This window comes from Neobacillus sp. YX16 (genome assembly GCF_030123505.1).
In the GTDB taxonomy this organism is placed as follows: Bacteria; Bacillota; Bacilli; order Bacillales; family Cytobacillaceae; genus Neobacillus.
The window spans coordinates 4,404,009-4,416,510 of record NZ_CP126115.1 but is presented as its reverse complement, the minus strand read 5'-3'; the positions used below and the strand labels follow the sequence as shown (position 1 = coordinate 4,416,510).

Here is a 12,502-nt window from a genome sequence, read left to right as displayed (position 1 = left end):
AAGGGCAGTTTTTTCTGTGTTATAGGTCCGTCTCATTTGCATAATTGTTCATAATCACAGATATATTTCATACCTTTTAGGTAGATTCGAAATAAAGGGTGGGATAATATGAATCGATTTAGTCAGTATGTTCGTGAATTATTTGAATGGAATGAAGAAATGAAAAGTTTCTTAGAAACAGAAGATGTGAAAGATAATTTAGAGTTATGGGAACAGTTGGAACAGTTTACAGAGCTAATTGAAAATACAGGACAATCATTATCGGATAATGAAATGCTCAGTCTACAGGCATCAGCAGAGGAAATTCATGAACAAATGGAAGAATATTTTTCTCGTAAACAAGGAGTAGGGAGTATCTGGGTTGAGAAAAAAACTGTCCCGCCTGGAGGTCATACTCTCCCTGAGCTACCTTACGCCTACAATGCGCTGGAACCCTATATCTTGGAAGAAATCATGAGACTGCACCATGATAAGCACCATCGATCATATGTAGATGGATTAAACAAAGCGGAGATGAACTTAAAGAAAGCTAGAGATAACAATGATTTTTCACTAATCAAACATTGGTCTAGAGAATTAGCGTTTCATGGCTCTGGACATTATCTGCATACGATTTTCTGGAAGAACATGATACCTAAAGGAGGGGGAAGCCCTCAAGGACTCCTCAAAAGGGAAATTGAAAATTATTTTGGCAGTTTTGATAAATTTAAAAAACAGTTCTCTGAAGCAGCAAAACAGGTTGAAGGTGTGGGGTGGGCTATTCTTGTATGGTCACCACGGGCAAGGCATCTTGAGATTTTACAATCAGAACGACATATGCTGCTAACGCAATGGGACACCATTCCACTGCTCGTTCTGGATGTTTGGGAGCATGCTTATTACTTGCAGTATAAGAACAAGAGGGCTGAATACGTTGACAATTGGTGGAATCTGGTTAATTGGAATGATGTTGAAATGAGGTTTGATAAAGCCTCTGAAATAAAATGGCCAGCATTTTAATTGTAGGGCAATCGGCGAATAGTCGATTGTCTTTTTCATTTTTCAGGACAAATTGTCATATCAAGCCTTGTCCTGCATAAAATTTTAGAAAGCTAGTATTGATGCTAGAAATGTTAACGAAGGGGACGAGGTAAACTTATGAGAATGATTTGGAAGCTAGTCATTTTTGCCCTCATGGTCTCGCTATTCATTGCAAACATTCCTCAAAAGGTGGATGCTTCCGTTTCCGTAAGTGCACGAGGTGCAGTACTAATGGAGCAAGAATCAGGGCGTGTCCTATTTGAGAAAGATGCCCACACAAAGAGGAGAATCGCTAGTATTACGAAAATTATGACGGCGATTCTTGCTATTGAATCGGGAAAAATGAATGAAATAGTGAAAGTAAGTGAACAAGCTACCCGAGCCGAGGGGTCGTCTGTGTACTTAAAGCCTGGGGAAAAGATTAAGCTTGAGCATTTAGTATATGGTCTGATGCTTAGGTCTGGCAATGACACTGCGGTTGCCATTGCTGAACATGTAGGAGGAAGTTTAGATGGGTTTGTTTATTTGATGAATCAAAAAGCCAAAGAAATCGGCATGTTGAATACTCATTTTTCCAATCCACATGGTTTAGACGATCATGAAGACCACTATTCCACTGCCTATGACATGGCACTATTGACTCGGTATGCAATGCATAACAAAAAATACCAAAAAATAGCTGGAACAAAGAATTACAAAGCGCCCAATCCAACTGAAAATTGGGATCGCGAGTGGAAAAATAAAAACCGCTTACTTACAAAATATAAATATACGACAGGCGGAAAAACCGGTTATACAAAGCGTGCGAAAAGGACACTTGTTACAACCGCAGCAAAAGGGGAAATGAGGTTAATAGCTGTTACCTTGAACGCTTCAGATGATTGGAATGATCACATAGCCATGTATGAAAATAGCTTTAAAACCTATGATATGGCAGAAGTGTTAACAAAAGGAAAAATAGATATTAAAACGAATAAATATTATCAAAAACATCTATATGTAAAAAAGTCGATTGTTTATCCTGCAACAGAAGAGGAAATGGACATGTTCTCCATAAAGTATAAATTAAATAAGCCGGGAGAAGACTGGGACGAATCAAATCATAACGGAGAAGCAGTTGGTAAAGCCCAAGTTTTCCTTGATGGCAAAGTGGTCAAAGAAACACCTATTTATTATCAAAGTGGTCCTGAGAAGAAAAAGGGTCTATTCGATTCCTTAAAAGATTTATTTCTATCAGTAATTGGCGTGAAATTAAATGGTTAATTACATTTGGGTATTTATGACAATTGTTGGCTTTGTATTTGCCATGATAAACGGAACAATGGCAGAAGTAAATAAGGCAATATTTGATGGGGCAAAGGAAGCTGTGACACTCTGTATTGGGTTAATCAGCATTCTTGTATTTTGGTTAGGGATGATGCGGATTGCACAAGAATCGGGATTACTAGATTTGTTGTCTAAGTTATTTCGCCCGTTCGTTAAAAGAATATTTCCTGATGTGCCAACCAATCACCCTGCCATGGGGTATATATTGTCTAATATGATTGCGAACATGTTTGGGTTAGGTAATGCTGCTACACCGCTTGGAATCAAAGCGATGGAGGAATTAAAACAATTAAATGGCGGCAAGAATTCAGCCAGCAGGTCTATGGTCACCTTTTTAGCAATAAATACTGCAAGCATTACCATCATTCCTACAACAGTCATTGCAATCAGGATGAACTACAATTCTGCCTCTCCGACTGAAATTGTTGTACCAACCTTAATTGCCACCATCATCTCAATGCTTGGAGCAGTTATGATAGATCGTTATTTTTATAATCGACGAAGTCGTAAAGGATGAATGCCATATGGAATTTCTTTCACTTATTTCCCTAGGTTTTATTCCTGTCTTAATAGGTTTTATCCTCCTTTATGGAACCATAAAACAAGTTCCAACTTATGAAAGCTTTGTAGAAGGAGGAAAAGAAGGAATCAAAATTGCCGTCTCCATTATTCCGTTCCTTGTAGGCATGCTTGTAGCGATTTCTGTCTTTCGGGCCTCAGGAGCTTTAGAAGCATTAATGAATTGGATTAGACCAGCAATGGAAGCAATCGGAGTCCCGGCAGAAATTATTCCCCTCATTATCATTAGGCCAATTTCTGGAACAGCTGCACTTGGTATGACAAGTGACCTAATCGCTGTTTACGGTCCAGATTCTTTTATTGGCAGACTAGCTTCTGTTCTGCAGGGAAGTACAGATACGACTTTTTACGTGTTAACCGTTTATTTCGGAGCTGTCGGGATCAAAAAAATGGGCGATGCCCTAAAGGTTGGCCTTCTAGCAGATGTAGTAGGAATTATTGCAGCAATTGTCGTAGTGGTACTAGTATTCGGTGCACAGTAAACTGATGGGAAAGAGCAGGGTCATAAAAAATAAGCAGGCTCCTAAGTGTGTTAAACATTAAAAGGAGCCTGCTTTTTTGTATTTCATCCATTAAAAAAGCCGTTACTTTGAAAAAGGGCAATTTTGTGTCATAATTCATTAGGGAAGAATAACAAATTTGTTTCCTAAAAAACTGTGGTGCCCAGCACCCAGTATTCAAAATAAAGGTAAACAGCTGAGGTGGATCATATTGGAAAGATTGCAAAAGGTAATTGCTCGAGCAGGGATAGCTTCAAGAAGAAAATCTGAAGAATTAATTAAAGAAGGAAAAGTAAAGGTCAATGGGAAAGTAGTGACAGAGCTAGGTGTAAAAGTTACACCATCAGACAAGGTTGAAGTCAATGGAGTCCAGATTGAAAAGGAGGAACCCGTTTATTTTCTTTTATATAAACCGCGCGGTGTTATTTCGAGTGTAAGTGATGATAAAGGAAGAAAAGTAGTAACGGATTTCTTTCCTTATCAACAAGAAAGAATTTTCCCGGTGGGACGTTTAGATTATGATACTTCCGGATTATTGCTCCTGACTAATGATGGGGAGTTTGCAAATTTACTAATGCACCCTCGTAATGAGATTGAAAAAGCGTATGTCGTTAAAACGAAAGGTATTCCATCAAAGGAGAATCTTAGAAAGTTAGAAAAGGGAATTCATCTTGAAGATGGAAAAACGGCTCCGGCTAAAGTCAAAATGCTGTCAGCAGATAAGCAAAAGCAAACTTCTATCATTGAAATAATCATCCATGAAGGACGTAATCGCCAAGTTCGGAGAATGTTTGAAGCAATTGGACATGACGTTTTAAAATTAAAACGTGAACGTTATGGCTTTTTAACTTTACATGGATTATCAGCTGGGGATGCTAGAGAATTGACACACCATGAAGTGAAGTTATTAAGAGGACAATCTTTGGAGTCTACTAAAAAAAATTCATAAAGATGTCACAAATTCAGTAGGGAGAATTTACTATAGACACAGTGTAAAATGATATAATCTATACAAACTGTGTCTCTTAATTGTGACTTTCAGGGAGGGAGAATTATGAAAAAACGGCGATTAATAATGAGAACTGTGATTTTGTTCATTTTAGCTGCTGCCGTTGCCTACACTCTTTATGCCAACCTGACAAAAGACAATAGAATGAAGGTCGAAGTTGGTAAACAAGCTCCTGATTTTGTGTTGGTTGATATGGAAGGTGAAAAGCATAAGCTTTCTGACTATAAAGGACAGGGAGTATTTTTAAATTTTTGGGGAACCTGGTGTAAGCCATGTGAAGCAGAAATGCCTTATATAAATAATCAATATAATCATTATAAGGATAAAGGTGTACAAGTGCTGGCTGTTAATGTTAGCGAATCAGAATTAGCCGTTAATCATTTTATAGAACGGAAAAAGCTTGATTTTCCTAATGTTATTGATAAAGACGGACAGGTTCAAGCCGCATATGGAATTAACCCGCTTCCAGCAACATTCTTAATCGACAAAGATGGGAAAGTGGTTAAATATCATACAGGAACGTTAACGGAAGCAATGGTTAGGGAGTTTATGGAGAAAATTAAACCTTAAGAGGTTGTAGGGAGTTTTTTGCAATGAAAGATGTTAAATGTGAATGCGGACATGTTAATCCACACGGAACCGTATTGTGTGAGGCATGCGGAAAAGTTCTAGATGAACAATCAACAGATAAATCATTGCTGGATATGCGCTATGAAGGCAGTGCCCGCCGCTCACAAACATATAATAAGACCATAGTTGATAAAATATGGAACTTCTTTTCTTCCGTCAAGGTAGGTGTATGGCTTATCGTCATCACGCTAGTTGCTTCTGCAGCAGGGACGATTCTTCCACAGGAAATGTACATACCCCCTACAATGCCAGCAGAGGAATATTATGAGGACCAGTATGGCTGGTTTGGAAAATTATACTATGAACTAGACTTTAATAATTTGTATAGTTCATGGTGGTATTTAATATTAATCGCGATGATAGGAATTTCCCTTGTTATTTGTAGTCTTGATAGGGTTGTCCCATTGTATAAGGCATTAAAGGCTCAAAGAGTAACAAGACATGAAGGATTTTTAAAACGTCAGCGTCTGTTTGGCATAAGCGAGAATGGGGATCAAGATGACATAGCAGTCGTTAAGCAACGCTTAATGGCTAAACGATATCATGTACGGGAAGAAAACGGAGATTTGCTCGCAGAAAAAAATCGTTTTTCGCGCTGGGGTCCATATGTGAACCATGTAGGATTAATCATCTTCTTAATTGGCGGCATGCTGCGATTTGTTCCAGGGATGTATATTGATAGTGTCTTATGGCTGCGTGAAGGTGAAACAAAGATTGTCCCTGAGACAGATGGACAATATTATGTGAAAAACGAGCAGTTTATTCTTGAAAATTACGATAAAGAAAAGGATAAAACCTTTGAAGCAGCGATTGACCGCGCTGGGATGGTTGTTAAAAATTATCAGACAAATGCCGTACTTTATAAAAGAGTAGGACCAGCAATTCCAGGGGAAAAGCCTGAATTAGAAAAAGTGAAAGAACACAAAATTAGAGTGAATCAGCCTTTGAAATTTGAAAGGTTTGCTTTATATCAAGTAGATTACAAGCTTGATGAATTAAATACAATGTCGTTCTCTTTAACAAATAAAGATACCGGCAAAACGTTTGGTGACATAAAAGTAAATCTCTATGACCCAAAGTCAAAATATGACCTTGGAAATGGATATGCTGTTGAAGTTTTGAGTTTCTTTCCAGATTTTGAATTTGCTGAAAACGGGGAACCGACAACAAAGTCCAGGATACCTAATAATCCTGCTTTTGTATTCAAAATGATATCACCAGAAGTCCCAAAAGGGGAAACGAGTTTTGTTGCAATACAGCAAACCATTGAGCCATTAGGGGATAACCAATACAAAATGGCGTTCAAAGGAATTGAAACTAAAAATGTTACTGCCTTAACCGTTCGTAAAGATTTAACGATATGGATTATTATTTTGGGTGGAATTCTATTTATGATTGGTGTAATCCAAGGTGCCTATTGGAATCATCGCAGAATATGGGTACAAAACAAAAATGGGGAAATTTGGATCGCCGCACATACTAATAAGAACTGGTACGGTTTAAAAAGAGAAATTGAGTCGACACTTTTGGAAACGAAACTAATTATTCCTGATGATCAAATTTAAAAGGAAAGAAATGATAAGGAGGGTGTCTAGTTGGTAACATTAAGTAGTAATTTACTTTATATTGCATTTATCCTTTATTTAGTAGCGACCCTCTTCTTTGGCGGGGCCATTAAGGCCAAGAAGGATATCGGAGAAAAGAAAGATACGAATCGATGGGGGAAAATTGCCGTCGTGGTAACAATTGTTGGCTTTGCTTCTCAGGTTGGTTACTTTATTACTAGGTGGATTGCAGCAGGACATGCACCTGTTAGTAATTTATTTGAATTTACAACCTTTTTTGGAATGTGTCTTGTGGGAGCATTCATCGTTATTTATTTTATTTATCGAACACCGCTTCTTGGATTGTTCACCATGCCTGTTGCAATTCTTGTTATCGCCTATGCAAGCATGTTTCCTAGGGATATCTCACCATTAATACCAGCATTGCAAAGTGACTGGCTTCATATTCATGTCACGACTGCTGCTTTAGGTGAAGCCATTTTAGCAATAAGCTTTGCTGCCGGATTGATATATCTGGTCAAGGTAATTGATCAATCTAAAGCTTCGAAGAGAACCTTTTGGCTTGAAGCCGTAATGTTTGGGTTAGTAACAACATTGGGATTTGTTCTTGTATCCAGTTTATTCTCTGCTATGGATTATAAAGCAGAATTTAATTGGATTGATAAGAGTGGCAGTGAGGCAAAAATTGAGTATACCATGCCAGCGATTACTGGTCCTCATGAGGGTGAACTCCTAACCAGTGGAAAATTTGAACCACTTGTAGAAATGCCTGCATTGATAAATGCGAAGAAAATGAATTCTGTTATTTGGTCGTTTATTGGCGGGTTTATCCTTTATGGGTTAATTAGATTAATTTTAAGAAAACGTATTTCCGCCGCATTGAAGCCTTTAGTTAAAAACATCAATTTGGATTTTGTAGATGAAATAAGCTATCGATCAGTTTTAATCGGGTTCCCTGTTTTTACCTTAGGTGCTTTGATTTTTGCGATGATTTGGGCACAAATTGCCTGGACAAGATTCTGGGGCTGGGATCCTAAAGAGGTTTGGGCACTGGTAACATGGTTATTCTACGCAGCCTTCTTACACCTTCGTCTTTCAAAGGGATGGCATGGTGAGAAATCAGCCTGGCTCGCCGTTATTGGTTTTGTCATAATTATGTTTAATTTGGTCGCTGTAAACCTAGTTATTGCAGGACTTCATTCCTACGCTGGATAATAATTTATTAGCCAATAGCCTTTACTTTTTCCAAGTAAAGGCTATTTTGCAAATATTTATATAGGAAAAAGGTCTTTTGTCAAAAATTCGACACTTTTGTAAAGACAATTACGGTAAATTATAGATAATAATTATCACATTTTGTAAAATAACAGCATGGGGGGATTATTAATGGATAAAGAAGTAAAGATTTTAGTGGTAGATGATGAAGAAAGAATTCGTCGATTATTAAAGATGTATTTAGAGCGTGAGGAATATACAATTGATGAAGCAGAGGATGGTAACGAAGCGTTAACGAAGGCAATCGCAAATGATTATGATGTCATTCTTTTAGATTTAATGATGCCTGGCAAGGACGGGTTAGAGGTTTGCCGTGAATTAAGAGAAAAGAAGGCTACGCCTGTTATTATGTTGACAGCTAAAGGTGAAGAGGTTAACCGTGTACAGGGATTTGAAGTGGGTACAGACGACTATATTGTAAAACCATTCAGCCCAAGAGAAGTAGTATTACGGGTTAAGGCTCTATTAAGAAGGTCATCTCAAACTAGTTATCTACAAACAGATACAACAACGAAGGATGTTATTGTGTTCCCACATTTAACAATCGACAATGACGCACATAGAGTTTTGGCTGACGGTAAGGAAGTAAGTTTAACTCCAAAAGAATATGAATTACTATATTTCCTTGCAAAAGCACCTGACAAGGTTTTTGACCGGGAGCAATTACTGAAAGAAGTATGGCATTATGAATTTTTTGGAGATTTGCGTACGGTGGACACACACGTTAAGCGTCTTCGTGAAAAATTAAATAAAGTCTCCGAGCAGGCAGCAAGAATGATTGTTACCGTTTGGGGAGTAGGCTACAAATTTGAGGTAGTTAATGAATGACCTTTTTACGAAGTGTAGTTGGAAAGCTTTGGCTAACTATCATATTTTTGGTTGCCTTCATACTTTTCATCTTAACTGTAATGCTCCTAGAATTTTTTGAGAATAACAATATTACGGAAACCAAAAATGATTTAACTCATCAGGCTGAGAAAATAGCAAAAGTGCTGGAAAGTCATCCGGATGAGCAATTTCCCTTAGGTTTAGAAATCTCTTGGGAAATTATTGATGAATTCACAAAGGTGGTTATCATTAAAAATAACCATGAGGTATACTTCTCTCCCAACTCTGAAAAGTCGGTGAAATTATCTTTACCCGATATACGTAATGATGTCGAGATGTCAAAAGTCTTTGAAGAGGATATAACGGTTGAAAAAGTGGCGAAGCTTTCATCGAATAATTCAGGGAAAGATACTGCTAAATATTCGATTATTGGTGTACCTCTGCACATGGATGATGAGCAAAATGGTGCAGTATTTATCTATCAATCCTTGGAAATCATTCAAGAAACCACACATTCGACCACTAATTTTATCTTACTTGTTGCGGGTGTAGCTATTATTCTGACAACTATTTTTGCCTTCTTTTTATCTAGCAGGATTACAGCTCCTTTAATTAAAATGAGGGAAGCTGCCTTCGAAGTGGCAAGAGGGAAATTTGATACAAAGGTTCCAATCCTGACTCATGATGAAATTGGTGAACTTGCCACAGCCTTTAACCAGATGGGCAGGCAGTTGAAGTTTAATATGAATGCACTGAGTCAGGAAAAAGAACAGCTTGCAAGCATCCTGAGCAGTATGGCGGATGGAGTTATTACTTTTAATCGAGACGGAACAATCCTAATTTCCAATCCGCCCGCTGACCGTTTTTTACAATATTGGTACTATGAAAAAGGGAGATCTGGGTCTTCTTCTGAGGAAATTCCAACACAAGTAATGGAGCTTTTTCAACAGGCTGTTGATACAGAGACAGAGCAAGCAGGGGAAATTTCGCTTCAAGGCCGACATTGGGTTATTCTGGTTAGTCCGCTATATAGTAACCGATTTATACGTGGGGCTGTAGCAGTACTAAGAGATATGACAGAAGAACGAGTATTAGAAAAAATGAGAAAAGATTTTATTGCAAACGTTTCTCATGAGCTAAGAACACCAATTTCAATGTTACAGGGCTACAGTGAAGCCATTGTAGATGACATTGCTGAATCTCAGGAAGAGAAAAAGGAAATGGCAAAAGTAATTTACGATGAATCATTGAGGATGGGGCGACTTGTTAATGAGTTGCTGGATCTTGCGAGAATGGAAGCCGGGCATATTCAACTAACGCTGGATGATGTGAATCTGCCTGTGTTTATGAATAGAATTGTTCATAAGTTTCAAGGGCTTGCTAGAGACAATGAGATCCATTTAAGTGCTGATTTAGAGAATGATATTCCAAACATCATTTTTGATCCAGATCGGATTGAACAAGTATTAACTAACTTGATTGATAATGCTATCAGACATACACCACAAGGTGGTTCAGTTAGGTTACATGTAAGGGATGATGATTTCGGTATAAAAGTGGATGTGTCTGATTCAGGGTCTGGTATTCCAGAAGAAGATTTGCCATTTGTATTTGAACGTTTCTATAAAGCAGATAAAGCAAGAACTAGAGGCAGAGCTGGTACAGGATTAGGACTAGCTATCGCGAAAAATATTATTGATGCACATCACGGTCATATCTCAGTACAAAGTAAAATAGGACAAGGAACGACATTTGCCTTCTTACTTCCACGAAAATGAGAAGAAATTGGCGATTTCTCTTGATTCACGGGAAACAATTATATTGATACAAGAACTCATCTAAAGGGTGGGTTTTTTGTTTTGCCTTCACTTTTAATGATAAAAAGTCTATATTTATAATGTGAAACTTTTTGTACATAAGTATCGACTAATTCTATGAACGGGGAGGGGAATGGATGGACTCCGTTTTCGATGAGCTATACCAAAAATATCATCATGACGTTTTTCAATTTCTATTTTATATGGTAAGAAACAAAGAACAGGCAGAGGATCTAGTCCAGGAAGTATATATAAGAGTGTTTAAATCTTATCATCGCTTTGAAGGTAAAAGCAGTGAAAAAACATGGCTATTTTCTATCGCACGAAATGTTGCCATTGATTCATTTCGTAAGCAAAAGGGATGGAAGGGAAGACTGCTTGAAAAATTTGATTGGTCTCAAAGTCAGATAAAGGATGAGTATCCAATTCCAGAAGAAATTACGATTCAAAAGGAAGAAATCAAATGGATTTATCAATGTTTGGACCATTGCACTGTGGATCAACGGTCTGTTGTCATATTGCGTTTTTTAAACGATTTGTCGATTACCGAAACGGCTCAAGCTCTGGATTGGACGGAAAGTAAAGTGAAAACAACACAACATCGTGCATTGAAAGTATTGAAGAAGCATATGGAAATATTTCATGATAAGGAGGGATTAGAGAGTGAAGAAGTCAGAGTGGAGCGATAAACAGCTCGAAGAATTACTTAGGCAAATGCCAAAAATAGAAGATCATCGCAATCCTCGTGACATTTACCAAAATCTTTCTATAAAAAAGAGAAAAAAATCAGCATGGCTAATTCCAGGTTTTGCAGCAACAGCAGCATTACTCCTTTTTTTCATATTGATTCCTAGGTTTTTAGAGGGAACACAATCTTTTGATAGCGCAAAACAAGAAGAATCTTCAAGTCAGGAAAAGAAAAGCATCGCGGACGACAAATCATCAATACTGAATAAAGAAGAAGATGGTTTATCAGGTTCAGAAGCTAAAATGATGATGAGCGAAATGAATAAAACTGCTATATACGATGATGAAATAGAGAACGGAAAAGTCATCACTTATTGGATCCCTGATTCGCAGGCACAAATTTTAGTCCCCGTATCCATTGTTGTCCCTCCAGATGATAACAAGAATTGGCTGACTATTTTTACTGAATCAATGGGACTATTAAAGGAAGAGGAATGGGGATTGACAGACTATTATCCCCTAAACGCCACGTTTGAATTAGATGAATTAAATAATACTGTGATTGTTGATGTACCTAGTGACCATAAATATGGGGATGGGTCTGCAGGTGAAATGACTTTTTTAGATATATTGCAGAAAACAATAGCATCGAATAGTCAAATAAATAATATTATTCTTAGAACAAATGGACAGCCTGGAATAGAATTTGGTAATTATGGTGAAATGGATAAATTAGATGTTAATCGAGAAGGTAAACATGGCTATTTCTTTTATACACCTGATGGATTGGAAACCACCTATCTGGTCCCTTCGACTAATACATTTCAAGATATAAATGCTGCCTTCGAAGCGATGAAGACAGACCAAGCAGAAGGTAGATTAGCAGCCTCAATAGGTCCATCCTTTCAGATAAAGGAATTTTCAATTCAAGATAACAAATTAATCATTAATATGGATGGAAGCACACTAATGGAGAATACTCCAGCAACAGTTTATTCTTTTGAAGCCATTTTATTAACTGCAAAGGATTTTGGGATAGAGACGATAATGGTAGTAAACGCTCCTATTAAGCTTTTAGGACCATTTGATTTATCAAAGGAAGTGAAGGTTCCATTGGCACCTAATCACCGCCCAATTGAATAATACAAGAAGAAAAAGATTGACCACTAAAAGGTTAATCTTTTTTTGCCTAATTACACAAGAGTAAGCTTCGAAAGCAATGCCTCACACGAAGGAAAAGCGTTAGCTTTTTCGAGGAGGCGCCTT

The 12,502-nt window shown here is 37.6% G+C and carries 12 protein-coding genes; all 12 read left to right on the top strand.

From position 1 onward, the window contains the following. Positions 1–108: 108 nt before the first annotated feature. Positions 109–999 (top strand): superoxide dismutase, encoded by an 891-nt coding sequence (locus tag QNH48_RS21735; protein WP_283951973.1) that lies wholly within the window; start codon positions 109–111, stop codon positions 997–999. A gap of 138 nt (positions 1,000–1,137) precedes the next feature. Continuing rightward, entirely contained in the window at positions 1,138–2,283 is a 1,146-nt protein-coding gene (locus QNH48_RS21730; RefSeq protein WP_283951972.1) for a D-alanyl-D-alanine carboxypeptidase family protein, read from the top strand. Beyond that, complete coding sequence (locus QNH48_RS21725) at positions 2,276–2,863, top strand: nucleoside recognition domain-containing protein (protein ID WP_095247243.1); 588 nt, start codon at positions 2,276–2,278, stop codon at positions 2,861–2,863. Before QNH48_RS21730 ends, QNH48_RS21725 begins: the two co-directional genes overlap by 8 nt. A gap of 7 nt (positions 2,864–2,870) precedes the next feature. Continuing rightward, positions 2,871–3,407 carry a spore maturation protein gene (locus QNH48_RS21720; RefSeq protein ID WP_283951971.1) on the top strand — a complete coding sequence of 179 codons (537 nt, stop codon included), beginning with the start codon at positions 2,871–2,873 and terminating at the stop codon, positions 3,405–3,407. A 229-nt stretch (positions 3,408–3,636) separates the two neighbouring features. Then, complete coding sequence (rluB, locus tag QNH48_RS21715) at positions 3,637–4,374, top strand: 23S rRNA pseudouridine(2605) synthase RluB (protein WP_283951970.1); 738 nt, start codon at positions 3,637–3,639, stop codon at positions 4,372–4,374. Between the two features lie 105 nt (positions 4,375–4,479). After that, positions 4,480–5,004 (top strand): thiol-disulfide oxidoreductase ResA, encoded by a 525-nt coding sequence (gene resA, locus QNH48_RS21710; protein ID WP_283951969.1) that lies wholly within the window; start codon positions 4,480–4,482, stop codon positions 5,002–5,004. Positions 5,005–5,027: 23 nt separating this feature from the next. Further along, on the top strand, positions 5,028–6,629 hold the full coding sequence (gene resB / locus QNH48_RS21705) for a cytochrome c biogenesis protein ResB (protein ID WP_283951968.1): 1,602 nt from the start codon (positions 5,028–5,030) through the stop codon (positions 6,627–6,629). A gap of 30 nt (positions 6,630–6,659) precedes the next feature. Beyond that, positions 6,660–7,844, top strand: a complete 1,185-nt coding sequence (gene ccsB, locus QNH48_RS21700) for a c-type cytochrome biogenesis protein CcsB (RefSeq protein WP_133367229.1) — start codon at positions 6,660–6,662, stop codon at positions 7,842–7,844. A gap of 171 nt (positions 7,845–8,015) precedes the next feature. Next, the gene (locus QNH48_RS21695) at positions 8,016–8,732 is read left to right on the top strand and encodes a response regulator transcription factor (RefSeq protein ID WP_283951967.1); all 717 of its coding nucleotides are present in this window, start codon (positions 8,016–8,018) and stop codon (positions 8,730–8,732) included. Next, positions 8,729–10,510 (top strand): ATP-binding protein, encoded by a 1,782-nt coding sequence (locus tag QNH48_RS21690; RefSeq protein ID WP_283951966.1) that lies wholly within the window; start codon positions 8,729–8,731, stop codon positions 10,508–10,510. Before QNH48_RS21695 ends, QNH48_RS21690 begins: the two co-directional genes overlap by 4 nt. A 176-nt stretch (positions 10,511–10,686) precedes the next feature. Next, positions 10,687–11,238, top strand: a complete 552-nt coding sequence (gene sigX / locus QNH48_RS21685; RefSeq protein WP_283951965.1) for an RNA polymerase sigma factor SigX — start codon at positions 10,687–10,689, stop codon at positions 11,236–11,238. Further along, a complete protein-coding gene (locus tag QNH48_RS21680; RefSeq protein ID WP_283951964.1) occupies positions 11,213–12,379 on the top strand; it encodes a hypothetical protein in 1,167 nt (388 codons plus the stop codon). The genes sigX and QNH48_RS21680 overlap by 26 nt, the downstream gene beginning before the upstream one ends. The last annotated feature ends 123 nt before the right edge of the window (positions 12,380–12,502 follow it).